At 69.8% G+C, this 23,782-nt stretch carries 21 protein-coding genes and 1 pseudogene; 7 read left to right on the forward strand and 15 right to left on the reverse strand.

Features of this window, described 5'->3' with window-relative positions; all coding sequences use genetic code 11:
* Window positions 1-112: 112 nt before the first annotated feature.
* Complete coding sequence (locus tag AC5DRG_RS07355; protein WP_491809001.1) at window positions 113-979, forward strand: 3-hydroxybutyryl-CoA dehydrogenase; 867 nt, start codon at window positions 113-115, stop codon at window positions 977-979.
* Between the two features lie 415 nt (window positions 980-1,394).
* On the opposite strand, the gene AC5DRG_RS07360 is transcribed toward AC5DRG_RS07355, so the two are convergent.
* The 5 genes from AC5DRG_RS07360 to AC5DRG_RS07380 form a co-directional block, all read right to left on the reverse strand.
* A complete protein-coding gene (locus AC5DRG_RS07360) occupies window positions 1,395-1,571 on the reverse strand; it encodes a hypothetical protein (protein ID WP_491809003.1) in 177 nt (58 codons plus the stop codon).
* A 25-nt stretch (window positions 1,572-1,596) separates the two neighbouring features.
* Window positions 1,597-2,775 (reverse strand): acyl-CoA dehydrogenase family protein, encoded by a 1,179-nt coding sequence (locus AC5DRG_RS07365; RefSeq protein ID WP_491809005.1) that lies wholly within the window; start codon window positions 2,773-2,775, stop codon window positions 1,597-1,599.
* 43 nt (window positions 2,776-2,818) lie between these two features.
* Window positions 2,819-3,985 (reverse strand): CaiB/BaiF CoA transferase family protein, encoded by a 1,167-nt coding sequence (locus AC5DRG_RS07370; protein ID WP_491812987.1) that lies wholly within the window; start codon window positions 3,983-3,985, stop codon window positions 2,819-2,821.
* Between the two features lie 98 nt (window positions 3,986-4,083).
* Window positions 4,084-4,509: a PhlB family protein gene (locus AC5DRG_RS07375; RefSeq protein ID WP_491809007.1), complete on the reverse strand. Its 426-nt coding sequence runs from the start codon at window positions 4,507-4,509 to the stop codon at window positions 4,084-4,086.
* A 547-nt stretch (window positions 4,510-5,056) separates the two neighbouring features.
* Window positions 5,057-5,179: a hypothetical protein gene (locus tag AC5DRG_RS07380; RefSeq protein WP_491809009.1), complete on the reverse strand. Its 123-nt coding sequence runs from the start codon at window positions 5,177-5,179 to the stop codon at window positions 5,057-5,059.
* A 103-nt stretch (window positions 5,180-5,282) separates the two neighbouring features.
* Here AC5DRG_RS07380 and AC5DRG_RS07385 point away from each other — a divergent pair.
* Window positions 5,283-5,899: pseudogene (locus AC5DRG_RS07385) on the forward strand (response regulator).
* A 135-nt stretch (window positions 5,900-6,034) separates the two neighbouring features.
* Here the strand turns inward: AC5DRG_RS07385 and AC5DRG_RS07390 are convergent.
* Genes AC5DRG_RS07390 through AC5DRG_RS07405 form a run of 4 tightly spaced genes read right to left on the reverse strand, consistent with a single transcriptional unit; the run spans window position 6,035 to window position 10,461 of the window.
* Window positions 6,035-6,871, reverse strand: a complete 837-nt coding sequence (locus AC5DRG_RS07390; protein WP_030618223.1) for a carbohydrate ABC transporter permease — start codon at window positions 6,869-6,871, stop codon at window positions 6,035-6,037.
* Complete coding sequence (locus tag AC5DRG_RS07395; protein ID WP_491809012.1) at window positions 6,868-7,845, reverse strand: carbohydrate ABC transporter permease; 978 nt, start codon at window positions 7,843-7,845, stop codon at window positions 6,868-6,870. The genes AC5DRG_RS07390 and AC5DRG_RS07395 overlap by 4 nt, the downstream gene beginning before the upstream one ends.
* 20 nt (window positions 7,846-7,865) lie before the next feature.
* Complete coding sequence (locus AC5DRG_RS07400) at window positions 7,866-9,170, reverse strand: ABC transporter substrate-binding protein (RefSeq protein WP_491809013.1); 1,305 nt, start codon at window positions 9,168-9,170, stop codon at window positions 7,866-7,868.
* A 37-nt stretch (window positions 9,171-9,207) separates the two neighbouring features.
* A complete protein-coding gene (locus AC5DRG_RS07405) occupies window positions 9,208-10,461 on the reverse strand; it encodes an aminotransferase class V-fold PLP-dependent enzyme (protein ID WP_491809014.1) in 1,254 nt (417 codons plus the stop codon).
* Between the two features lie 394 nt (window positions 10,462-10,855).
* Between AC5DRG_RS07405 and AC5DRG_RS07410 the strand changes: the two genes are divergently transcribed.
* Window positions 10,856-11,569, forward strand: a complete 714-nt coding sequence (locus AC5DRG_RS07410) for a FadR/GntR family transcriptional regulator (protein WP_491809015.1) — start codon at window positions 10,856-10,858, stop codon at window positions 11,567-11,569.
* Window positions 11,570-11,602: 33 nt separating this feature from the next.
* On the opposite strand, the gene AC5DRG_RS07415 is transcribed toward AC5DRG_RS07410, so the two are convergent.
* Window positions 11,603-12,586, reverse strand: coding sequence for a helix-turn-helix domain-containing protein (locus tag AC5DRG_RS07415; protein WP_491809016.1), 984 nt, complete (start codon window positions 12,584-12,586; stop codon window positions 11,603-11,605).
* Window positions 12,587-12,738: 152 nt separating this feature from the next.
* On the opposite strand from AC5DRG_RS07415, the gene AC5DRG_RS07420 reads away from it, so the two are divergent.
* Window positions 12,739-13,944: an acyl-CoA dehydrogenase family protein gene (locus AC5DRG_RS07420; RefSeq protein ID WP_491809017.1), complete on the forward strand. Its 1,206-nt coding sequence runs from the start codon at window positions 12,739-12,741 to the stop codon at window positions 13,942-13,944.
* Between the two features lie 25 nt (window positions 13,945-13,969).
* Here the strand turns inward: AC5DRG_RS07420 and AC5DRG_RS07425 are convergent, their stop codons facing one another.
* From AC5DRG_RS07425 to AC5DRG_RS07440, 4 genes are all read right to left on the reverse strand, one after another.
* Window positions 13,970-14,857, reverse strand: a complete 888-nt coding sequence (locus AC5DRG_RS07425; protein ID WP_491809018.1) for an intradiol ring-cleavage dioxygenase — start codon at window positions 14,855-14,857, stop codon at window positions 13,970-13,972.
* A complete protein-coding gene (locus AC5DRG_RS07430) occupies window positions 14,854-15,909 on the reverse strand; it encodes a maleylacetate reductase (RefSeq protein ID WP_491809019.1) in 1,056 nt (351 codons plus the stop codon). The genes AC5DRG_RS07425 and AC5DRG_RS07430 overlap by 4 nt, the downstream gene beginning before the upstream one ends.
* 5 nt (window positions 15,910-15,914) lie before the next feature.
* On the reverse strand, window positions 15,915-17,708 hold the full coding sequence (locus AC5DRG_RS07435; RefSeq protein WP_491809020.1) for an FAD-dependent oxidoreductase: 1,794 nt from the start codon (window positions 17,706-17,708) through the stop codon (window positions 15,915-15,917).
* A 128-nt stretch (window positions 17,709-17,836) separates the two neighbouring features.
* A complete protein-coding gene (locus AC5DRG_RS07440; protein ID WP_491809021.1) occupies window positions 17,837-18,787 on the reverse strand; it encodes a helix-turn-helix domain-containing protein in 951 nt (316 codons plus the stop codon).
* A 247-nt stretch (window positions 18,788-19,034) separates the two neighbouring features.
* Here AC5DRG_RS07440 and AC5DRG_RS07445 point away from each other — a divergent pair, with 247 nt between their 5' ends.
* Genes AC5DRG_RS07445 through AC5DRG_RS07455 form a run of 3 tightly spaced genes read left to right on the forward strand, consistent with a single transcriptional unit; the run spans window position 19,035 to window position 22,638 of the window.
* Window positions 19,035-20,354, forward strand: coding sequence for a flavin-containing monooxygenase (locus tag AC5DRG_RS07445; RefSeq protein WP_491812988.1), 1,320 nt, complete (start codon window positions 19,035-19,037; stop codon window positions 20,352-20,354).
* The gene (locus tag AC5DRG_RS07450) at window positions 20,351-21,229 is read left to right on the forward strand and encodes an SDR family NAD(P)-dependent oxidoreductase (protein WP_491809022.1); all 879 of its coding nucleotides are present in this window, start codon (window positions 20,351-20,353) and stop codon (window positions 21,227-21,229) included. The genes AC5DRG_RS07445 and AC5DRG_RS07450 overlap by 4 nt, the downstream gene beginning before the upstream one ends.
* A complete protein-coding gene (locus AC5DRG_RS07455) occupies window positions 21,226-22,638 on the forward strand; it encodes an aldehyde dehydrogenase family protein (protein ID WP_491809023.1) in 1,413 nt (470 codons plus the stop codon). The genes AC5DRG_RS07450 and AC5DRG_RS07455 overlap by 4 nt, the downstream gene beginning before the upstream one ends.
* A 5-nt stretch (window positions 22,639-22,643) precedes the next feature.
* Here AC5DRG_RS07455 and AC5DRG_RS07460 read toward each other — a convergent pair whose 3' ends face one another.
* Window positions 22,644-23,723 (reverse strand): AraC family transcriptional regulator, encoded by a 1,080-nt coding sequence (locus AC5DRG_RS07460; protein ID WP_491809025.1) that lies wholly within the window; start codon window positions 23,721-23,723, stop codon window positions 22,644-22,646.
* Window positions 23,724-23,782 lie beyond the last annotated feature (59 nt).

The raw sequence follows: 23,782 nt of genomic DNA on the forward strand, positions 1-23,782 counted from the left end.
CGCACTGTCTGCGCAGGTCAGATGGGTTGCACCCGGCCTAGGCTCAACACGGCACCACAGACCGGGCGGCGTCGAACGACCGCCCCGGGCGCAGTGACACGCGGAGGAACGCATGACATCGATCAAGCACGTGGGAGTCGTCGGCGCCGGGCAGATGGGCCGCGGCATCACCGAGGTCTGCGCCCGGGCCGGGCTGCACGTCACGTTGTGCGACGTGACCGAGGACCGAGCCCGTGCGGGACTGGCGGGCGTGGCGGACTCCCTGCTCAAGGCGGAGAAGCGCGGCACCATCACCTCGGACGAGCGCGCCCGTGCCCTGGCCGGCGTCTCGGTCACCGTGGACCTCGCCCTCCTGTCCGGCGCGGATCTGGTCATCGAGGCCGCCGTCGAGGACGAGCAGGCCAAGACGGCCCTGTTCCGGCAGTTGGACGAGGTGCTCACCGACCCGACCGCCGTACTGGCCAGCAACACCTCCTCGATCCCCATCGCCCGGCTCGCCTCCGCCACCCGGCGGCCGGAGTCTGTGGTGGGGCTGCACTTCTTCAACCCGGTCCCGGTCATGCCGCTGGTCGAGGTGATCCCCTCACTGCAGACCTCGAAGGCCACGGAGCTGCGCGTGCGCGCGTTCGCGGGCGAGACCCTGGGCAAGAAGACGGTCGTGGCCGAGGACCGCGCGGGCTTCGTGGTCAACTCCCTCCTGGTTCCCTACCTGTTGGCAGCGGTACGGATGGTCGGCTCCGGCACGGCGACGGCGGAGGACATCGACACGGGGATGACCGCCGGCTGCGCCCACCCGATGGGCCCCTTGCGCCTCGCCGACCTGATCGGCCTGGACACTGTGGCGGCGATAGGAGAGGCCCTGTACGAGGAGTACCGGGAACCGCTGTACGCCCCTCCCCCGCTGCTGCGCCGCATGATCGAGTCGGGGCTGCTGGGCCGTAAGTCGGGACAGGGGTTCTTCAGCTACGGGGACGCCTGACGGCGTGGGCCCGTCGGGTCGAAGGCGTCCGGAGAGGGCGCTGAACGCCCCCTCCGGTATGGCGCTGCGGGCGACGGTGCCGACTTCGGGGACCGATGGGTTCGCCGTCGTGGAGCTGGTCAGCCGCGGTGAACTCGGCGGGCAGCCACTTCCCGCGTGGGCTGGGGAGCCACCGCGAACAGGTCACCCACCCCGCCGTAGTCGGCGGGGTGATAGCCGGCGTCGACTGCGGCGCGAGGCGCCCACCGCGCCTCCCAGGGCGTCGGCCAGTCGCTCCACCACCTGGAAGCCGTCCGCCCCGGGCTCACAGCGTCGCCCGGCCGTTCTCGGTCTCGCGCCCGGCCGTCCGTGGTCCCGTCGCCCGCGAGATCCAGATCGACGTCCGCCATGGTCCGCACGGCGGCTGCCAGGACCCTCACCGTGGTGAGCAGGTCGGCGCCGTGCGGCCGGTCGCCGCAGATGTGGCCCTCCGGTCGACGCCCATCGCCAGGACCTTGCGGATGACGTCGAGCGCGGAGTCCGGTCCCATCGAAACGACGGTGACTTCGGCACCGGAGTCCGGGACCTGTCGGACGAGTACGACGATGTTCACGGGTGTCGTCCTCGGCCTGCGGTGCTCAGCGGAACGCCGCCTGACCGGTGAGGGCCTGGCCGACGACCAGGGTGTGCATCTCGCTGGTGCCTTCGTAGGTCAGGACGGACTCCAGGTTGTTGGCGTGGCGCAGGGGTGAGTACTCCAGGGAGATGCCGTTGGCGCCGAGGATCGTGCGGCACTCGCGGGCGATGGCGATGGCCTCGCGGACGTTGTTGAGCTTGCCGACGCTGATCTGTTCGGGGCGGATGCGGTGCTGGTCCTTGAGCCGGCCCAGGTGCACGGCGAGCAGCGCGGCGTTGCCCACGGACACGCTCATGTCGGCGAGCTTCTTCTGGGTGAGCTGGAAGGCGCTGATGGGCTTGTCGAACTGGACGCGGGAGTCGGCGTACCCGATGCCCGCCTGGATGCAGTCGCGGGCCGCGCCGACCGCGCCGAACAGGATGCCGAAGCGGGCCTCGTTCAGGCAGGACAGCGGGCCGCGCAGGCCCTGCGCGTGCGGCAGGCGCGCCGCGTCGGGCAGCCGTACGTCGTCGAAGGACAGCTCCGAGGTGATGGAGGCGCGCAGGGACATCTTCTGCTTGATGTCCTGGGTGGTGAAGCCGGGGGTGCCGCGGGGGACGAGGAAGCCGCGGATGCCGTCCTCGGTCTGCGCCCAGACGGTGGCCACGTCGGCGATGCCGCCGTTGGTGATCCACATCTTGGAGCCGTTGAGGATCCAGTCTCCCCCGCCGTCGCGGACGGCGCGCGTGCGCATCCCGGAGGGGTTGCTGCCGAAGTCCGGCTCGGTCAGGCCGAAGCAGCCGATCGCCTCACCGGCGGCGAGCCGGGGCAGCCACTCCTGCTTCTGCTCCTCCGAGCCCCACTTCCAGATGGAGAACATGGACAGCGAGCCCTGGACGGAGACGAAGCTGCGGAAGCCCGAGTCCGCCGCCTCCAGTTCCAGGCAGGCCAGGCCGTAGCTGACGGCGTTCGTGCCGGCGCAGCCGTAACCCTCCAGGTGCATACCGAGCACGCCCAACTTGCCCAGCTCGGGCGCGAGTTCGCGGGCGAAGTGGGCGTTCTCGAACCACTCGCCGATGTGCGGGCGCACCCGGTCGGCGAGGAACCTGGCGACGGTGGCCTGGATCTCGCGCTCCTCCTCGGTGAGGGTGGAGGAGAGGTCGATCAGGTCCAAGGGGTCGTTCAGCGGCTTGCGGCTCATGTGGGGCTCCTTGTCGTCAGGGGTGGGATATCGGGTGGTCGGTTCAGGCCGAGGGGCCGGAGAGGAAATCCGCGGTGTGCCGGCCCAGGCAGGGTGGCGGCATGCGGTACCGCGCGGGTGTCCCACTCAGCGCGATGGGGTGTGCGACCTGGCGCGAGGGCCTGCCGTCCGCCGTATCCGCAGGGACGTCGACGATGCCGGGAAGGCCGAGCTTCCGGGCGAAGTCGAATGCCTCGTCAAGGGAGTTGACCGGTCCGGCGGGTACTCCGACGGCCAGCAGGACGGCCGACCAGTGGTCGGAGCCGGCGGTGCTGAGCCGCTTGGTCAGGATGTCCCGCAGTTCGGCACGGTGGGCGACCCGGTCGGCGTTGGTGCGGAAGCGGTCGTCGAGAGCGAGACCGGGCTCCCCGACGAGGTCGGCCAGCGCCGCGAACTGCCGGTCGTTGCCCACCGCGAGGGCGAGCGGACGGTCAGCCGTGGCGAAGGTCTCGTACGGGGCGATGCTCGGGTGCGCATTGCCCATACGTCCCGGCACCACACCGGCGACGGCGTACGCCGACGCCTGGTTGACCATGGCCGACAGCAGCGAGCTGAGGAGGTTGACCTCCACGTGCTGCCCCTCGCCGGTGGCGTCCCGGTGCCGGAGGGCAGCGAGGATGCCGAGCGAGGCGTGCAGTCCGGTGATGACGTCCACCAGGGCCACGCCCGACTTCACCGGCTCGCCGTCCGTCTCCCCCGTCACGCTCATCAGGCCACCGACGGCCTGCACGAGCAGGTCGTATCCTGGGATCGCCGCGCCCTCACCGCTGCCGAAACCGCTGATCGAGCAGTAGATCAACTCCGGGTGGCGCGCGCGGAGTTCGCGTTGGCCGAGCCCCAGTCGGTCCATGGTGCCGGGACGGAAGTTCTCCACCAGCACGTCGGACTCGGCGACCAGTTCGCGCGCCTGTTCATGGCCGGCGTCGGTCGTGAGGTCCAGGACGACGGACCTCTTGTTGCGGTTCACGCTCAGGTAGTACGTCGACGTGCCGTCGTGGTCCGCCGGAGGGTGCCAGGCCCGGGTGTCGTCCCCGATGCCCGGCCGCTCGACCTTGACCACGTCGGCGCCGAGGTCGGCGAGGAGCATCGTGGCATAGGGTCCCGCGAGAACCCGGGAGAAGTCGGCGATACGGAGCCCCTGCAGCGCGCTGGGTCCGGTTCCCTCGACCACGCCGGACCATCCGTCCGGCGCGCTGTGCTGAGTGCTCACGCACCCTCCTCTCTCGCCGTCCGGCCTTCGCACGTACGGCTTCGTCCCGGCCGTTTCCGTCACCACCAGCGCCCCGCGGTCGGCGGTCGGGTGGGTTCGACGACGGGGAGTCCCCTACCGCGGGGAACGGCAGCCTGTACGACACTCACCCTCGACCCGATGGCGACCGGTGCCGTGCCGGTGGCCTGGCAGACCAGGTGGAAGCCCTCGTTCATCGCGACGATCCACGTGTTGTGCGGAACATGGCCGTGCCGGCGCACAACGACCCCGAAGCCCTCGCTGCGCTCCCGTTTGAAGGCCATGGACCCGCAGGCGCGGCAGAACGAACGGCGGTGGGCCGGGGTGCCGCACCAGAGGCAGCGCTGGAAGAACAGCTCGCCGCAGTCCACCCGTTCGTCCGGGGTGGCGGTCGTGGCGGTGGCGGAGGCAGCCGCTTCGTGGCCGTCCCGGAGTCCGGTGTCGTCAAGGATGTCTGTCTGGAACATCACGGCCTCCTGCACGCGGTTCGGTGGCCGGAAACGGGCGATCGGAGTCCGCTCCGGCCCCACCACCCTGACGCTGCCGCGGACCGCCGGTCAACGACGAGCTGACGCATCTTTGTGCGCGGAACGCGTTCCATTCGCCGAGGTCAGAGCCGCCTTCCGGGCGCTACTCTCAGAGCGGACCCCGATGCGGCGCACCGACCTCTCGGCGAAGCCAGGGTGTCGTACTCGCCGAAGAAGCTCGGCTTCTTCTAACCGCGGTGCCGTCGTCGAGCCAGCGCATGGCGACGGCGGTGTGGAGCGGGGAGGGGTTGAAGACGGTCGCGCGGATGAGGGCGCCCAGGCGGCCGGCTCCGGCGGTCCGGCGGTCCGGCGGTCCGGCGGTCCGGCGGTCCGGCGGTCCGGCGAGGATTCCGCAGCGCAGGCCCGGCGCCGAGGGTCTTCGACAGGCTGGCGAGGAAGAGGGCGCATTCGGGTGCCAGGGCGGCCGGCGGGGTGATGTCGGTGCCCGCGTCGGGGAGCAGCGGTCCGCAGACGTCGTCCTCGATGATCAGCAGGTCATGGCGGGGGCGATGCCGACGATCGCCTGCCGTCGCCACGGGGAGAGGGTGATGGCGGGCGGGTTGTGGGCGGTGGGCATGCGGTACGGCGCCCGCGGGGCCGTACCGGACACGCCTGCCTCTGCCAGTGCCTCCGGGATCAGCCCTCCGCGTCCATGGCGACGGCGGGCTTCCTGATGCCCAGCTCTCGTGCCAGTGCAACGCCTCGGCTTCCGCATGCTGCTCCAAGGGACCCCCGACATGACTGCCGTCGGCGAGGCCGAACACGGCGCCGAGGCCGTCCTCATGGCCGCCGAACTGCGCCCCGACGTCGTCCTGATGGACGTACGCATGCCCGGCATGGACGGCATCGAGGCCACCCGCCGAATCGTCGCCGACGGCGGCCGCACCCGCGTACTGATCCTCACCACCTTCGACCTGGACGAGTACGCGTACGCGGGGCTGCGCGCCGGAGCCAGCGGTTTCCTGCTCAAGGACTCCCGGCCCGAGGAACTCCTCGCCGGCATCCGGGCGGTGGCGACCGGCGACGCGGTCGTCGCACCCAGCCTGACCCGACGCCTGCTGGACGCCTACGCCCATCAGGTGCTCTCCCCCACCAGCGCCGCCGAGCCGCGCACCGACCCCAGGCTGCGGACGCTGAGCGAGCGCGAGCACGAGGTCCTGGTCGCCATCGGCCGAGGATGGACGAACGCCGAGATCGCAGAGCGGCTGGTCCTCACGGAGTCCACGGTCAAGAAACACGTCAGCAAGGTTCTCGCCAAGATCGGCGCGCGCGACGCATCCAGGCCGTGATCACGGCGTACGACGCCGGGCTGGTCAGGCCCCACAACTGACCGGAGTCACCTCAGCAGAAGCCGCGTTCCCCCACAGCCAGGGTGCCCGCGGCAAGCCCTGGACGAGTGCCGCCGGACCGGCGCGGCCGTGGTCCGCGAGGAGACGACCCCGGGCGTGGACTCCACCGCCCCTCGTCACCCCTTCACCGCTCCAGAGGTGAGTCCCTGAACGATGTAACGGCTGGCGAACGCGAAGAGAACCATGGTGGGTGCGATCGTGAGGACCGCGGCCGCCGACATCGAGCCCCAGTCGATGTTGAAGCTGGAGATGAAGCCGTTCAGCGCCGTGGGGACTGTCTTGTTGGCGTCGCTGTTCATCAGGGTGACCGAAAGGAACAGCTCGTTCCAGCAGTTGACGAAGTTGAAGATGAACGCGGCGATGATGCCGGGCTGCATGACCGGCAGCAGCACCCGGAAGAGTGCCCCGAGCCGTGAGCAGCCGTCGATCATGGCGGCCTCCTCCAGCGCGTCCGGCACGTTCTCGAAGAACCCGCGGAGCATCACCGTGCAGAAGGGGATGCAGACCGCGATGTAGACGAGGGTCAACCCGAGCCGGTTGTCGACGAGTTGGAGTTCCGTCATCAGCATGTACAGCGGTCCGAGCGCGATGAAGGACGGGATCATCTGGGTGACCAGGGCCGCCATCAGGAGCGCGGTCTTGCTCCGGAACTCGAAGCGGGCCAGCACGTACGCCGACAGGAGTGAGATGACGGTCGCCACCGCGCCGGCGACCGTCGCGATGACGAGGCTGTTGGTGAGGTAGACGCCGAACTGTGCCTTGCTGAACAGGCCGGTGTAGTTGGCGAGCGAGAAGTGCTCGGGCCAGTAGGCGATCGAGGGGCTGAAGATCGTCCCGGGGCTCTTGAGCGAGGTGATGGTGATCCAGTAGAGCGGGAAGACCGTGACGATCAGCCAGCCCGTCAGGAACGTGATGCGTACGGCGCGGCCGGCGGTGGACTCTTTGTTGATCATGACGTCTTTCCGTTCCGCTCCCGGGTGGCCGTGAGGTAGAAGACCGAGAAGACCATCAGCATGGCGACGACGATCAGACCGACCGCCGAGGCTTTCCCGTAGTCGCCCTGCTGGGTGATGGAGATCATCCACGTGGTGACGATGTGCGTCTCGTTGGACGGACCGCCGCCGGTCATGCCGAAGATGATGTCGGGGAAGTTGAAGATCCAGATGACCCGGAGCAGGACCGTCAGCGCCAGCGTCCCGCGGATGGAGGGGATGGTGATCTGGAAGAGCGTACGGACCTTTCCTGCGCCGTCGAGCGCGGCCGCCTCGTAGATCTCGTCGGGGATCGACTGCAGGGCGGCCAGGATCATGATGGTGAAGAAGGTGACCCCGTACCAGACGTTGGCGATGACGACGGCGGTCATCGCGGTCTTCGGGTCGGCCAGCCACGGGATCGGTGTGTCGATCAAGTGGGCTTTCTCCAGCAGGTCGTTGACGACGCCGAACTCGCTGTTGAACATCCAGCGGAACAGGATGCCGATGAGGAATCCGGAGATCGCCCACGGGAAGAAGATCAACGCCTGGTAGAGCCCGCGGAAGCGGAAGCGGCGGCGCAGCCACAGCGCGATGGCGAACCCGATGACGAACTGCGGCACGATCGAACCGACCACCCAGACCGCGGTGTTGTCGAGGACGGTGTAGAAGACCGGGTCGTCCAGGATCCCTCGGAAGTTCTTGAGGCCGACCCAGGAGGTGTCGGTGAGGTCGTTGAGGTTCCAGTTGCGGAAGGCCATCTGGCCGCCCGCGATCATCGGGTAGTAGACGAAGATCGCGACGAACACGGCGGCCGGGGCCATGAACGCCGCGATGCTCAGGCCCCGGCGGCCGGTGAAGACCGGCCTGCGCGGGCGCGGGCGCGCGGGCGCCGAGGTCTTCGCGGGTGGCGGTGCGACCTGCTGGGGCCCCGCGTCAGTCGTTGTGGGATTCACGTCCGGCCTTCCCGCCAGCCCTACTGGCTCTTCCACTTCTCGGTCCAGTAGGTGTCCCAGCCGGCCAGGAGCTCCTTGGGCGTCATCTTGCCCAGCAGCACCTTCTGGATCTCCGAGTCGGACTTCTGGATCCACTCGGTCCACCAGGAGGAGTTACGCGGCTGGGTGACCGTGATGTACGTGTCCGGGCTCTCGGTCATCGTCACGTAACTCGCCCAGGCGCCCGTCTTGTAGAACGTGTCGTCGGCGGAGCTCTTGAGGATGGGCACCAGGCTGTTCTTCTTGTCGAAGGTGGTGGCCGCGTCGCCCTCGGAGAGGAACTTGATCAGCTTTTCGGCCTCCGCCTTGTGCTTGCTGGCGGACGCGATGCCCCAGCCCGCGGTCGCCACCGGCTGAACGGCCTTGCCGCTGGGGCCGGTCAGCAGCGGGGCCGTGGTCCACTGCTTCTTGGTGATCGACTTCGACTCCCCCACCGTGGCGATCACTTCGGGGTCCTGGAGGAGGAAGGCCGTCGAACCGTTGGAGAATCCCTCGACCATCTCCGGGTAGCCCCAGGCGACGGACGACGGCGGCGACGCCTTCTTGAAGAGCTTGAAGTACGTCTCCAGAGCGGTGAGCGCCTCCGGTGCCGAGAAGATCGTCTTGCCGTCGGTCAGCTTGAAGCCGTTGTCCCGGTCGATCTTGTCGGCGACGTACGCCTCGATGACGGCAACAGCGTTGCTGTTGGCGTTCGTTCCACCGCGGAAGGCGTAGCCGTACCGGCGCTTGTCGGGGTCCTGGATGGCGGTGGCCTGCTTCAGCAGGTCGTCCCAGCTCGCGGGCGGGGCGCTGAAGCCGGCCTCGGAGACCAGGTCGGTGCGGTAGTAGAGGCTGAGGCCGTAGAAGCCGTACGGGATGTAGTACGTCCGGTCCTTGGCGTCCTTGGAGTACTTGACAGCGTTGTCGGTCAACGCGTCCCAGCCGCTCCAGCCCTTGAGGTCCTTGCTCATGTCGTAGAGCCAGCCGTTGGTCGACCAGGGCCCGGCAGTGATGTCGCGGACCTCCATGGTGTCGATGCCGCTGCCGGACTGGAGCATCTGCTGGATCTTCTGGTCCGCCTGTTCGGTGGGCGGTGAGATCAGATCCACCTTGATCTTGGGGTTCTGCTTCTCGAACTGGCCTATGAGGGTCTTCAGTACGGCCGTACGGACCGGGTTGGTGAGACTCTCGACCATGTGAAGCGTGACGGTTCCGTCACTCGCGCCACTGCCGCCGCCGACGGCACAGCCCGACACTGTCAACGCGGTGGCGAGCCCGAGGGCGACCGCTGCCTTTCTCCTGCTCAACACTGTGCTCTCCCAGTTCCGGGGGTTCTGTGATGGATCACTGCGATGCGAGGTGTGCGACGTGCTGGGTGCGGGCCCAAGCGCCGAGCACCGGAACGCAGTGCTCGGCGAAGTACTCGAAGTCGGCGGCCGTGTTGTACGCGTGCGTCGACAGCCGGAGGTATCCGACGCCTCCGAAGCTGGTGAAGGCGGCCTCGACGCCCAACTCCGCGGCGACGCGGTCGCGCAGGGCGTCGGCGGCGGCATGGGTGGTGCCGAGACCGTCGGGGAGCCGGACCAGGCGCAGCGCGTTGACCGGCATGCCGACGTCAACGGCACTGTTCTCGCCGGTGAGTTCGGCGAAGGCGTCGCCGACGATCCGTTCCGCGTAGTCGGCCAGCGTCCTCATGTAGGCGCGTGCCGTGTCCCAGCCCCAGGTGTGCTCGACGAAGTCGAGAGAGGCGGGTGCGGCGAGGTAGCTCGTGACGTCGACGGTGCCCTGGGTGTCGAAGCGGGCGGGGTACGGCTCCGGGGCGCCCCACGAGTCGATCAAAGGGTGGAGGTCGTCGCGGAGCGGGCCGCGGGCGACCAAGGCCGCCGTGCCGCGGGGCGCGCAGCCGAACTTGTGGAGGTTGCCGACCCACACGTCGCAGTCAAGGCCCGCGAGCGGGTCCTCGGCCAGGCCGGGGACGTGTGCGCCGTCCACCAGCAGCGGGACGCCGCGTTCACGCGCGACGCGTGCGATCCGCTCCACGGGCATCCAGCGGGCGGTCGCCGAGGTGATGTGGTCCAGGACGATCAGGCCCGTCGCGTCGGTGATCCCGGCGAGCACGGCCTCGTACGCCCGGTCCTCGTCCGCGTCGAGCGGAACGTGCGCGGTGCGGACGGTGCCGCCCCAACGCCGGGCCAGACGTTGGGCTCCCATGGTCACCGCGCCGTAGCCGTGGTCCGTCACGAGGACTTCGCCGCCCGGCCTGGCCGGTACGTTCGCGTAGACGACGCTCGCACCGCCGCTGGCGTTCGGCACCAGGGCGAGGTCGTCCACGTCGACCCGCAGGAACGCGGCGACCTCGGCCCGGGCGGCCGCGACCCGGGCCGGCAGTCCGGGGAACCACACGCCCGGCGAGCGGTCCATCTCTGCGCGCAGCCGGTTCTGCTCGTGCTGCACTGCGAGCGGAACGGCCCCGAACGACCCGTGATTGATGTGCTTGTGCGCGGGGTCCAGCGACCACGCCTCGGCCGCCGGTCTTCCATCGGCGAGCAGCAAGGGGCTCGGCGCGGTGGTGGCGGTGCTGACGTCGAGCTCGCTCACGTATGACTCACGATCTCCCTGGCCCCAAGAACGACAGGCCCACACATCGGACGGCCACCAAAATAGATCTGATGACTTGCGGCGCATCGTGGCACGACGCCCCGAGGCGGGCAAGGGTCCCGAGGCGCCGACATCAGACGGTCACGCGACACACAGGAGCGACCCGCCGCTGTAATCCCTTCAGAAAGTGGCCTTCTAGCTGCAAATACGCCAAGAAATGAGGCCTGTGGCGCAGCTTGTGAGACTCCCCCGCAACTTGACGGTGTCGTGACCGGTCGATTACGTCCTCGAAATAAGTCATTGGATGACTTGAGGGGAGATGCCGTAACTCATCAGATGACTCTGTAGGCTGCTGGAGGCCGAGCGAATTGGCCGAGTCCTCAGGAGGGGCAGAATGTCCGCAGTTGACCAGGCGTTCCACGGGCTACGGCACATGATCTCCACCGGCCGCCTGGTAGCCGGGCAGCGCATTCCGCCCGAGGGCGAGCTGTGCGAGGAACTGGGTGTCTCCCGGGGCTCCTTGCGCGAGGCTGTACGGATGCTCGCGGCCCTGCGGGTCATCGAGCCCCGGCACGGCTCGGGCACCTATGTCTCACAGCTGCGGCCGGAGGACATCGTGGGCAGCCTGTCTCTCACCGTCGACCTCCTGCCGCTCGCCGGACTGCTGGAGATGTACGAGATCAGGCGGATCCTGGAGTCCCATGCCGCGGCGCAGGCGGCGGCCCGTATGACCCCCGAGACACTGAAGTCGATCTTCGAGCACATCGAGGCGATGGAGGCGACCGAGGACCCGGAGCGGGTCTCCGCCCTCGACCAGAGCTTCCACGCGGAGATCGCCCGCGTCGGCGGCAACCCCACGCTCGGCTCGCTGCTCGGGGTGTTCCGTGCCCGGTCCCGCGCCTATCAGGTGTTCACCCTTCCCGACGGCCCGCACATCAAGCGCGCCAGCGACGAGGACCACCGCGCGATCGCCACGGCCCTCGCCAACCGCGACCCCGTCGCCGCCGCGGGCGCGGCCTCGGCCCACGTGGCCCATACCGAGAAGTGGCTCACAGCATTCCTCCAGCAGGATCCGGCCGCCGACGGCAACCCCAACGCTCAGGAATAGGTCACGCCCGGCCGACCCCGTTCTAAGGAGGTGTCAGGCGCTTCGGTCACCCTGTCGACGTGGGGACTGTCCGTACGTGTCGCGGTGGGCGCGGCGGAAGTGGCCGGGGTCGGCGAACTGCCAGCGTGCCGCGACCTCGGCGACGGTGTACGGGCCGCCTGGACGGTCGAGTTCGCGGCGGGCGCCTTCGAGGCGGCGGCGTCGTACATAGGCCATGACGGTCTCGCCGTCGGCGAAAGCACGATGGAGAGTGCGGACGGAGACGTTCAGCGCCCGGGCGATGGTGGCCGGGGCCAGGTCAGGGTCCCGCAGCCGGGTGTCGGCGTATGCCGTGGCCGCGGCCCTCAGTGACTGTGCTGGGACCGCGACGGGTGCGTGTGTCCGGATGAGCCCGGTCAACAGCATGGCCATCGCCTCGCCGGCCGCATGCGTCGCCTCCGGGCCGAGCTGCTCCGCGAGGGACCAGGCGGCGTCGAGATGGGCGAGCACCAGCCGGGACTCCGGGGCCGTGGCGGGGGCGACGGTCAGGGCCGGCAACCGGGTTCGGCGCAGCTGGTCGAGCAGACCGGCCCTGGGCAGGACGAGCACTCGGCAATCGGTCGGTGCCGTGTACGCGAACTGCCAGGAGGTGTGCAGGTCGCGGATGCAGAGGGTGCCGGGGCCGAGGTCGGCGCGCCGGCCGGTGCCCTCGATGCGCAGGCTTCCGCTCCTGATGATGTGGACGACGACGAGGTCGGCCCGGCCGTCGGTGTCCCCACTGCCCGAGGTGCCCTCGATGGGGTCGCTGAACTGCCGGCTGACGGCGACCTCGCCGACCAACCGGCTTTCCACACGGGTGCGGTGGACGCCGCGTGTGAGTTCGGCGGGCAGGCGCAGCTGCCGTACATGGGCGAGGTGACCGAAACGGCGCCGCCACTGCTCGTGCAGGAGGTCCTGCCGGTGGGGATGACGCAGCGGGACGTCGATGGACGCCCGCTGCCGCCACACGGCCGCGTCGATCGCCTGCGTCTGTGTCACGCGTGTCCCCCCGTCGTGGCGCCGATGTTCCTTTCGGCGCCTCGCCCTTACTTCCTATTCTGCTGCCGACACGATGAGCCTTTCTCGGCCGTTGCCGGCCGCCCACGGCATCGTGTCCGTCACCGATCCTCGCACCAGAGTGGAGCCCTGCCGTGAGCCTGTCCCCGTTCGCCCCCTCGTCGGCCGATGAGGCCGGCGTCCGCGCCGAGTTGACGGAAGCGGCCGCGAAGCTCGTACCCATCCTCGCCGGGCAGGCCGAGGAGGGCGAGCGGCTGCGCCGCGTGTCGGACGACGCGGCCCGTGCCCTGCGCGAGTCGGGGATGCTCCGCCTCGGCACCCCGCGCGCCTTCGGCGGCTTCGGAGCCGGGGTACGCACCACGATGGAGGTGACGGCCGAACTGGCCCGTGGCGACGCCTCCGCCGGCTGGATCGCGAATATCTACACCGGGGGCGGTCTCATCGCCTCGATGATGGGCGACCGGGCCCGTGCCGAGGTCTGGGGCCAGGACCGCGACGCCGCGGTCGCCGCGTCGCTCACCCCGTCGGGCTCCGCGGTCGACGCCGAGGGCGGCGATCTCGACATTTCGGGCCGGTGGGGCTGGGCGTCGGGTATCCATCACGCGCGATGGGTGGCCCTGGCGATCGCTCCGAGCGCCGCGGACCGGCCGCCGTCGATCGCCCTGGTGCCGGTCGAGGACGTGACGGTCGAGGACACCTGGCATGTGGCGGGCATGGCCGGCACCGGCAGCAACACCGTCGTCGCCGACCGGGTGACCGTACCGGCCCATCGGACGCTCGACATGGGCGGCGTCCTGGCCGGCGCGTACGCCACCCGGCACGAGGGCGAGACCCGGAATGCCGTCGCGGTCGCCTCGATGCTCGCCCTCACCGTCGTCGCCCCCATGCTGGGCATGGCCCGGGCCGCCCTGGACCTGACCCTCGCGACCGCGGCCCGCAAGCCCATGTCCCTGACGGTCTACGAGCGCCTCGCCGACTCGCCGAGCGTCCAGCTCGCCGTCGCCGACGCCGCTTCCCTTGTCGACACCGCTCAGTTGCACGCCTACCGGGCTGCCGACGACCTCGACCACGCCGCCGCCGAGGCCCGACAGCTCACGGTCGCGGAACGCGCCCGGATCCGCATGGACACCGCGGTCGCCGCGACCCGCAGCCGCGAGGCGGTCGACCGCCTGGTCTCCGTGTCCGGCGCGAGCGCCTTCGCCCTGACCAACCCGCTCCAGCGGATCTGGCGCGACCTGGGCACCGCCTCACGCCACGGCGTCGTCAACCCCGATCTCGGCCGGGAGATCTACGGCCGCAGCCTGCTCGGCATCACCGAACAGCCCACTTTCATCATCTGACTTCAGGGTTTGCGACTCCGAACGATCACGCACCGGCCGGCGCCAGCACGATGTCGAAGGTGACCCGTGACCATGCGCCGTCCACCGCGTGGCCGTCCGGCGTCGGGGAGCCCGGGACCTGGCGCTCGAACTCCTTCACCAGGGACTGCTTGACCCCGAACACCGTGTCCGTGTCGAGCAGTTGGTCGCCCCGGACGAAGATGTGGGTGACCAACGTGCGTTGTCCTTCGGCGCTGACCATGAAGTGCAGATGCGAGGCGCGCATGGGAGATCGGCCGACGGCCGCGAGCATCTTGCCCACGGGACCGTCGTGGGGAATGGGGTACGGCGTCGGGGTGACGCCCCAGAACGAGTAGCGGCCCTCGGTGTCGGTGAACAGGTGGGCACGGGCGGCGATTCTGTCGTCGTCGTGCTGGACGTCGTAGAGGCCGTCCGCGTCGGCCTCCCAGACCTCGATGCGAGCGCCCGCGACCGGGTGTCCCTTGCTGTCGGAGACCGTGCCCTCGACCCAGCAGGGTTCCCCGGCCGCGCCGCCGGAGATGTCGCCGCCGATGGGGACCTCGGGGCTGTTCTCGACGAAGAACGGGCCGAAGACGGTGGCCTCGGTCGCGTCGCCGTACGCCTCGTTGTTGATGGCGATGGTCTGCATGGAGACGCCGAGGACGTCGGAGAGCAGGATGAATTCCTGGCGTTTGTCGTCCGTGATGTGCCCGGCGGCGGTGAGGAAGTCGATGCCCTTGGCCCACTCGTCCTCGGTCAGGCGGACCTCGCGGACGAAGGCGTGCAGATGGTGCACGAGCGAGGTCATCAGTTGCTTGAGCCGCGGGTCGGTGCAGTCGCCGAGCGAACGGACGACGCGCTCGACCAGGTCCGCCTCGCGACGTTCCTGTTCGGCGGAGACGGTGTCGGTCATCGGGGCTCCGCTCCTTCCCAGGCCGCGCGCAGCAGCCCGGTGATGTTGTCGGGGGTCACGGGGGTCGGATTGCCCGGCGGGACGGACGCGAGGATCGCTTCCGCCGCCGGGGCGATGCCGGACTCCGGCATGCCGTAGTCGCGTAGTGCCCGGGGCGCGTCGAGCTGAGCGCGCAGTCGGGCGAGTCCGCCGGTCGCGGATTCGGCGTCGAAGGCGGCGGCGATACGGCGTTCCGCGTCCGGCGCCGCCGACGCGTTGAAGGCGAGTACGTGGGGAAGGACGACGGCGTGGGTCTGGGCGTGCGGGAGGTCGAACATGCCGCCGAGTACGTGACAGATCTTGTGGTGGAGTCCCGATCCCGCCGAGGCGAAGGCCACCGCGGAGAGGTAGGCGCCGTACAGGGCGTGTTCACGTCCGTCGAGGCCGCCGGGGTCGGCGGCGACCAGTGGCAGTCCGATGCGCAGGGCCCGGATACCCTCGCCGGCCAGTGCCCGGTCGATCGGGTCGGCGCGTGGGGCCCACATCGAATCGACGCAGTGCGCAAGGGCGTTGAGGCCGGATGCCACGCTCAGGCCGACCGGCAGGGTGAGCATGAGCGTCGCGTCGTACACGATCGTTCGCGGGAGCACCCGGGAGTCGGTGCCGGTGGTCTTCCGGGCGTGTTCGGTGAGGCCCCAGACGTTGGTGGCCTCCGAGCCCGCGTACGTGGTGGGTACCGCGACGATGGGCAGACCGGTGGTGAGCGCCACCGCCTTGGCCAGGCCGGTCGTCGAGCCGCCGCCGATGCAGACGAGCGCGTCGGCCCGGTGGGCGGCGGCCTGTTCTCTGGCCCTCGCGGCCACCTCGACCGGCACGTGCATGGCCACCTCGTGGTGCCAGTGCGCCACAGGCAGCTGCCCGGCGACCCGTTGGGCGAGTTCGCGTTCGGACTGCCCGGCGATCACCATGACCCGTGACGCGCCGAGCTCCTTGATCTCCGCCACCAGGTTCTCCGCTGCCGCGCCGGAGGCGAACCGCACGCGCTGCGCGAGTGTGTCGTGGTCGAACCGCATGTCGTTCACGCCTTCCCCAGGATCTGGCGCATCGCCGTACGCAGAGCGCCCTCGGGGTCGTCGGGCATCGTCATCGAGCGCCAGGCGATGTGCTTGTCGGGTCGCACCAGTACGACGCCGCTCTCATCGACCTCGCGCAGCTTCGCCCAGTCGTAGTAGAGGTCGGTGACCTCCTGACCCGGCCCGATGACGACGGCCTGGAGCGGGATTCCGAGCTCGTGCGCGACCTTGTCGGCCACCGCGGCCCACGCTTCGCCGGCGATGCCGGTGACCAGGGTGAAACGGTCGTAGGGGGCGAGGTCCATCATCGCCGTCCTGCTCATGGTGTCACCGACCCAGGCGTGCGGCAGGTGCGCGCCGGGCACGGTGGACATCTCGTAGTACAGGTCGGGGTCACAGGTGGGTACGGGCAGCGACGATCCGTCGGAGACGACCGCGGCCGACCGGTAGTGCTGCCCGAGGTCCACCCCGTGGGCGTTGAACTCGTAGTTCTTCAGGTCCATCGCCTCGACCAGGGCGGCCCGCTTGGCCGCGCCCTCAGGCGTGTTGGCCTTCCGTTCCTCGATGGCCACGACCATCTCCTCCTCCGTCGTGGCGCCGAGCAGTCCGAGCACCTCGAAGAACTGCACGAACTCGCGGCTGGACCGGTTCGCCCGTCGGACGATGCGTTCGGCGACCGGCGCCCGCTCGGCCGAGTAGGTGTCGAGCAGGCTCTCGTCGGCCTGACCGCGCAGCACGAGGGCGAGCTTCCAGGCCAGGTTGTAGGAGTCCTGGATCGAGGTGTTGGAGCCCAGCCCGTTGCTCGGCGGGTGCCGGTGGATCGCGTCCCCGGCACAGAACACCCGGCCCTTCTGAAGGTGCTGTGCGAACATCTCGTTGTTGCCCCACAGGCTGGTGCCGGTGATCTCGACGTCGATGTCGGGCATGCCGAGGAGATCGCGCACGATCTGGGTCGCGGACACATCGTCGACGACGGGCGGCTCGTCGTCGATGTCGTAGCCCCAGACGATCAGCCACTCGTTCCACGGGCGCACCATGCGCACCAGGCCGGCTCCGATGCCTCCGACGTTCGCCCCCGGCTGGATCACCCAATAGAGGACCGAGGGGCGGTGTCCGACGTACGCCGCGATGTCGGCCTTGAACGTGATGTTCATCGACCCGGCGATGTCCATCGCGCCTTCGTACGGCAGGTCGATGTCTGCGGCGACCTTGGACCGGGCGCCGTCGGCGCCGATCAGGTACTTGGCCCGGATGGTGTACTCCGCCCCGGTCAACCGGTCCCGGGCCAGGACGTCGACGCCGTCCGCGTCCTGCGTGTGCGAGACGTACTCCGTGGAGAATCGCGTCTGCGTGCCCCGCACGGTCGCGCTCTTGACCAGGATCGGTTCGAGATAGGTCTGCGGGATGTCCACCACGAGGCACGGCGACGCCAGTTGGTAGTCGGCCTCGCGCGTCGGGTGGGTCCCCCAGGTGCGGATGCGCCCGATCTCCTCACCGGCGATCGACGTACAGAAGACGGTGTCTCCGACCAGGTGGTGCGGCGTGGCATCGGCCAGGACCTGCTCCTCGATGCCCATGTCGCGGAAGATCTCCATCGCCCGCTGGTTGGTGATGTGAGCCCGTGGTGTGTTCGCGGTCCACCGGTACTTCGTGATCACGATGTTGTCGACGCCCAGCGTCGACAGGAACAGCGCCGCCGACGCGCCGGCCGGTCCGGAGCCGACGATGAGGACGTCGGTCTCGACCACCGACGACGCGGGCAGTTGGGTCTCGGCTTGACCGTCGCCGAACACGGGCATGTTCCACACCTTTCCTCGTCCCGGACAAGGACACCGGGCTGGTGCGTACGAGTGTCGGTGGACACGCCCGGGCCGATCCGGCGATCCGGGCCGGGATGGCGGAAATGAGGATCGCGGAACCCCACAGTTCAGCCGGGCGGCCCCGGCCGAACCTCGCCGGCGGTGATGCCGAACCGCTTGTGGAAGGTGTGCGAGAAGTACGCGACCGAGGTGAAGCCGCATCGGGCTGCCACATCCGACGTTCGCAGGCCCTTGGTCGGATCGGCGGACAGCATGCTGTACGCCGCGTCCAGCCGGCGCGAGAGGATGTGTCGGGGCACACTCGTGCCGGCGTTCGCGAACAGACGCGACAGGTGTCGCTCGCTGATACCCGTGCCGGACGCGATGTCGGCCGCACGGAGCGTCGGATCGGTGAAGTGCTCCTCGATGAACGTCCGAGCCGCCGCTCTGTGCGCCACGGGCAGACCGACGTGGCCGTGGGTGGCGAGCACCGAGACGAGTTCGAGGACTGCCTGCTCGTCCGCCGGCACGGGGCACTCCCGCCGGACCGCCCGTCCTATGAGCCGGGCCAGGGCCCGGCCGTGCGGGTTCTCGCCGGGTCCCACGTCGACGACGACGGGCGTGGGTACGGTCACCAGGCCGGTGAGCGAGGAGAACTCCGAACGGGGAACCTTCACGGCCAGTTCGTCCAGGCCCCAGCCGAATCCACGGCGGAAGGGACGGTCGGCATCGCAGACGAGGAGCTGCCCGGGCCGCAGCACGCGACGCTGTCCGCCCTGCTCGAAGAACGCCTCACCCATGATCGTCACATAGACGGCGATCGCCTCGGTGGGTCTGGCCTCGACCAGAGCGGCGGAGCGCTCGACCAGGTGTCGAGTCCCACGGACCCAGGCGAGGTGGACCCGCTCCAGCTGGAGGTTCACCTCCACAGCCTCGAACGGCCGGGCGGCCGGCGGCCGGCAGTCCAGGGCGATCAAGGAGTCCGCGTTGTGCCGCTCCCAGAGCTCCACCTGGCGGTCCGTCTCGATCTGCGCGGTGGCGAAGCGACGCGCTCGGGGAATCCTGACGGCGCCGGTCATGCTGCGTCTACCTGCTCGATACCCACACCGCCGCAGTGTGCGTCCGCGGCTCAGGGGAGTCAAGATCGATGACCGTCACTCACAGCAGTGCGTTCGACGCAGGCCGGCGCGGCCGCTGAGGTCCGGTCCGTGGCCGCGCAGGTCAGTTCCCAGCGAGCGGCGGGTGCATACGTTTCCTCCACCACCCGTGAGACGGGACGAACGAGGAGGCAGGCTCGTGAAGGAAGAAAGCCAGTTGGATACGTGTGTGATCGGGGCGGGACCTGCCGGGCTGGCGGTCGCCAGGGCCCTGGCGGAACGAAAACTGCCGTACACGCATCTGGAGCGGCACAGCGGGCCCGGCGGTATCTGGGACATCGAGAATCCGGGCAGCCCGATGTACGAGTCGGCCCATTTCATCTCCAGCAGGACCCTGTCGGGCTTCGGCGGTTTCCCGATGCCCGACCACTTCGCGGACTACCCGCCGCACCGGCAGATCCTGTCGTACCTGCGCTCCTTCACCGACGCCTACGGGCTGACGGACCGGATCGAGTTCGGCGTCGAGGTCGCGGACGTCGAGAAGAACGCGGACGGCACCTGGACGGTCACCCGGGCCGACGGGCGGGCGAGCGTGCACGGGCAGGTCGTGGTGTGCACGGGCGCGCAGTGGCACCCCAACATCCCTGACTTTCCTGGGGAGTTCGGTGGGGAGGTCCGGCACACCGCCGACTATCGCAGCGCGGAGGAGCTGCGGGGCAGGCGGGTGCTGGTCGTGGGCGCGGGGAACTCCGGCTGCGACATCGCGTGCGACGCTGCCCGGGCCGCCGACCACGCGGTGATCAGCATGCGGCGCGGGTACTGGTTCATTCCCAAGCACCTGTTCGGGCGGCCGGTGGACACCATCGCCAACAGTGGGCCGCATCTGCCGATGTGGCTGGCTCAGCGGGTGTTCGGGGCCCTGCTGCGGATCATCAACGGCGATCCGACTCGTCTGGGGCTGCAGAAGCCGGACCACAGGCTGTTCGAGACCCATCCGGCCATCAACTCGATGCTGATCCACCACCTCCAGCACGGCGACATCACCGCCAGGCCCGGGATAGCCCGCGCCGAGGGCAGGACCGTGCACTTCACCGACGGCACGAGCGACGACTTCGATCTCGTTCTGTTGGCCACCGGCTACGTCCACAAAGTGCCGGTCGCGCAGTGGTACTTCGGCGACGAGCAGCACCCCGACCTGTACCTGTCGTCGTTCTCACGTGAGCACGAGGGCCTGTTCGGCATCGGGTTCATCGAGACGAACTCCGGCGCGTACCAACTCTTCGACGCGCAGGCGCAGTTGATCGCCGGGTATGTGCACGACGCACGGCACCGGCTGCCGAACGCGGAGCGGTTCGCCCGGATGATCCGCGCCGACCGCCCGGATCTGTCCGGCGGACTGAAGTTCGTCGCCTCGCCCCGCCACACCGGCTACGTCGACAGCGGGGCGTATGTGAAGTACCTCGCCAAGGTCGCGGGCCGGATGGGTTGGCGTACCGAGGGGCAGCCGCCGCCGGTGCGGTCCCCGCGACGCGTGGAGGCGGCGGCGTGAGCGGGTTCGACTTCACCGACAAGGTCATGCTGGTGACCGGTGGCGCCGGTGGCATCGGCAGTGCGCTGTGCCACCGCTTCGCCTCCGACGGAGCCCACTGCGTCGTCGTGGACATCGACGGGATCCGCGCCGAGAAGGTGGCCGCGGAGCTGCCCGGCGCCGGGCACACGGGCATCGGCTGCGATCTGATGCAACGCGCCCAGGTGGAGCGGCTGTTCGAGCGGATCGCCGACGTCCACGGCCGTCTCGACGTGCTGGTGAACAACGTGGGTATGACGAACTCGGAGCGTTTCGACGTACGCAGCGTCGAGAGCATCGAGCGGGAGATCACCCTCAACCTGACCTCCCCGCTGGTCGCGACCCGCATCGCGATCCCCCTGCTGAAGGCCTCTCGGGACGCCCGCGTGGTCACCACGGTCTCCCTCGGCGGGATCTTCCCGCTGGGCGAGACCCCGATCTACACGGCGTCCAAGTTCGGGCTGCGGGGGGCGATGCTCGCCATCGGGCTCGACCTGCGGGGCAAGGGCATCCTGGCCGGGTCGGTGCTGCCGTCGGCGACCGACACCCGGATGCTGCGCCAGGAGGCCGTGGACGGCGGCAACTCCATGCAGTTCCAGGACTCGCCGCAGCAGCCCGCCGACGTCGTCGCGGCCGTGGTGAGCCTGCTGGACAGGCCCCGCCTGGAGGCCTATCCCCGGGCCGGTGAGTCCCGTCTTGTGCGGTTCGCGATGCTCGTGCCGAACCTGCTGCCCAGGTTCTTCCCCCTGTTCCGCAAACGCGGCGATCGCGGCATGGCCCGCTATCTGGAGGAACTCCGCCGCCGCGGACTGGCCCGACAGACCGATGGACGCTGGGAGTTGGTGGAGGAAGCATGACCAAGAACGATGAGTTGAGTGTCGTCAACCCCGCCACCGGGGAGCCGATCACCACCCTCCCCGCCGCGAGCGCCGACGACATCACCAAGGCCGCCGAGCGGGCCCGGCAGGTCCACGACTCCGGGGGGTGGTCGCGGCTGCCGGTCCGCGAGCGGAGCGCGGTGTTGCTGCGCCTGGCCGACCTGATGGAACGCGACGCCGAGATCCTCGCCCGCCTGGACAGCGAGGACGCGGGCAAGCCGATCACCGAGTGCCGTACGGGAGACGTGCCGGGCGCGATCGAGTCGATCCGCTGGTTCGCCGAGGCCGCCGACAAGGTCTTCGGCCGGGTCGCGCCGAGCGGGCCCGACGCCCTCGGCCTCATGACCCGCGAGCCGGTCGGGGTCGGCGCGGCGATCCTCCCGTGGAACTACCCCCTCGCGATGACCGCCTGGAAGGTCGGCCCCGCCCTGGCCGCGGGCAACTGTCTCCTGGTCAAGCCGGCCGAGGCGACCCCGCGCTCGGCCCTGCACCTGGCCGCGCTCGCCACCGAGGCCGGCCTGCCCGACGGGGTCCTCACGGTGCTCCCCGGGTACGGCCGGGAAGCCGGTTCGGCCCTCGCCCGCGACCCCCTCGTACAGGCGCTCTCCTTCACCGGGTCCACCGCGACCGGCCGCCGCATCCTCAAGGACGCCGCCGACAGCAACTTCAAGCGTGTCTCACTGGAGATGGGCGGCAAGAGCCCCCAGGTGCTGATGGCCGACGCGCTCTCCTACGGCGACGAGCTCATCGCCCACATGATCGAGGCCGCGTTCCTGACGATGGGGCAGAACTGCACGGCCGGCTCACGGGTGTTGGTGCACCGCGGCATCGCCGAGGAGGTCGTGGAGCGGTTCACGGCCGCGGCGGCCGAGCTCGTCATCGGGGATCCGGCCGACCCACGTACCCGGATGGGGCCACTCATCAACCGCGCCGCCTTCGACCGGGTCGCGGGCGCGGTGGAGGCCGCCCGGGCAGGCGGAGCCCAGATCCACACCGGAGGACTTCCCCACGGGCTGCCCGCACACGGCGCCTACTACCCGCCCACCGTGATCACCCGCGCCCCCGCCGAAAGCGACGTCCTCACCAGGGAGTTGTTCGGTCCCGTGGTCACCGTCGAGACCTTCACCTCGGAGGACGAGGCGATACGCCGGGCCAACGCCACCGAGTACGGACTCGCCGCCTCGGTCTGGACCCACGACCTCGACACCGCGCTGAGACTGGCACGGGGTATCGAGGCGGGCGTGATATCGGTCAACGCCTACAGCGAGGGCGACATCACAACCCCCTTCGGCGGCTGGAAGCAGTCCGGATTCGGCGGCGCGGAGAAGTCCACCGACGCCTTCGGCCAGTGGACCCAGGAGAAGACGGTCTGGATCCGCACCCGCTGAACCGGTCACTCCACCTGGCCAGTCCCCCTGAGCATCCGCTCCCGCAGCTGGACCGGGGAGGTGCCGTGCCAGCGGCGTACCGCGCGGCGCAGCGCCCGTTCGTCGGAGAATCCCGCCCGGCGGGCGATGTCGCGCAGGGTCAACTCCGGGCGGAGCAGCAGCTGTTCGACGCGTTCCCGACGTACTCCCTCGGCGAGTGCCTCGTACGTCGTGCCACAGTCGGCCAGCCGGCGGCGCAGCGTCCGCTCGCTCGTCGCATGCCGCCGGGCCTGCTCGCCGAACGACGGAATCACCGGGAGGCTCTGCGCGACGGAGACCTCCAGCACCTCCAGCAGGTCCTGCTGGTCGTGGCGGGAAGCCAGCTGCGCGTCGAGCATCTCCAGGATCGACGCGTACGTCACCGGATCCCGGCCGGGCATCCGGGCGCCGGCCCAGACGGGGTCGATGACGATGCGGTCGGCCGGGGCGCCGAAGCGGACCGGGCAGCCGAACAGGGCGCCGTACAGCTCGCGTTGGCGAGGCGCCGGCCCGGAGAACTCCACCACTCTCGGCGCGAAGGCCGACCCGACGGCCAGCCGGGACAGGGTGACCACCGAGGCGAGCCCCTCCTCGATCAGGAACGAAGCCACGCCCGGGTCGATGGCGGGATCGGGGAGGTCGGCGCGCAGTTCGAAGGCGCCGTCCTCACCCATGCCGGTCGACCACACCGTCATCGCCCCGGACAGGTTCTGGTACTTCACGCCGGTCTCGATGGCGTGTCTCAGCGTGTCGTCGGCCAGCAGGGCGAAGCCGAGCAGGCCCCACGCGGTCAGGTGCTGCGCCGCGCCGACCCTCAGCCCCAGCCGCTCGTCCCCGGTGAGCTCCAGCGCGCGCCGGATCACCGCACTTCCCTGCCGGTAGGACACCCTCAGCGCGGCGGAGCGCATGACGGTCTCGTCCAGGCCCACCTGTCCCAGCAGGGGCCGTAGATCGATGCCGCGCTCATCGGCGACCATGACGAGATAGCGCAGGATGTTCGGCTGGATCGTCGCCGACGTGCTGCGGCTGGTCCCGGGAGGATCCGGCGGGGCGGGGACAGTGGACATCGCGCTCACCTTCTCGTGGGCGACCACCGTAAGCATCCGGGCATCACCGGACGCCTACG

The organism is Streptomyces sp. JLBG701 (assembly GCF_058544905.1).

What these genes read in the sequence shown, in the direction of transcription:
- AC5DRG_RS07425 (WP_491809018.1), bottom strand. Translation starts at nt 14,857, where the DNA reads ATGACCGACACCGTCTCCGCCGAACAGGAACGTCGCGAGGCGGACCTG.
- AC5DRG_RS07375 (WP_491809007.1), bottom strand. Translation starts at nt 4,509, where the DNA reads ATGTTCCAGACAGACATCCTTGACGACACCGGACTCCGGGACGGCCAC.
- AC5DRG_RS07355 (WP_491809001.1), top strand. Translation starts at nt 113, where the DNA reads ATGACATCGATCAAGCACGTGGGAGTCGTCGGCGCCGGGCAGATGGGC.
- AC5DRG_RS07390 (WP_030618223.1), bottom strand. Translation starts at nt 6,871, where the DNA reads ATGATCAACAAAGAGTCCACCGCCGGCCGCGCCGTACGCATCACGTTC.
- AC5DRG_RS07365 (WP_491809005.1), bottom strand. Translation starts at nt 2,775, where the DNA reads ATGAGCCGCAAGCCGCTGAACGACCCCTTGGACCTGATCGACCTCTCC.
- AC5DRG_RS07435 (WP_491809020.1), bottom strand. Translation starts at nt 17,708, where the DNA reads ATGCCCGTGTTCGGCGACGGTCAAGCCGAGACCCAACTGCCCGCGTCG.
- AC5DRG_RS07440 (WP_491809021.1), bottom strand. Translation starts at nt 18,787, where the DNA reads ATGACCGGCGCCGTCAGGATTCCCCGAGCGCGTCGCTTCGCCACCGCG.
- AC5DRG_RS07460 (WP_491809025.1), bottom strand. Translation starts at nt 23,723, where the DNA reads ATGTCCACTGTCCCCGCCCCGCCGGATCCTCCCGGGACCAGCCGCAGC.
- AC5DRG_RS07410 (WP_491809015.1), top strand. Translation starts at nt 10,856, where the DNA reads ATGTCCGCAGTTGACCAGGCGTTCCACGGGCTACGGCACATGATCTCC.
- AC5DRG_RS07455 (WP_491809023.1), top strand. Translation starts at nt 21,226, where the DNA reads ATGACCAAGAACGATGAGTTGAGTGTCGTCAACCCCGCCACCGGGGAG.
- AC5DRG_RS07430 (WP_491809019.1), bottom strand. Translation starts at nt 15,909, where the DNA reads ATGCGGTTCGACCACGACACACTCGCGCAGCGCGTGCGGTTCGCCTCC.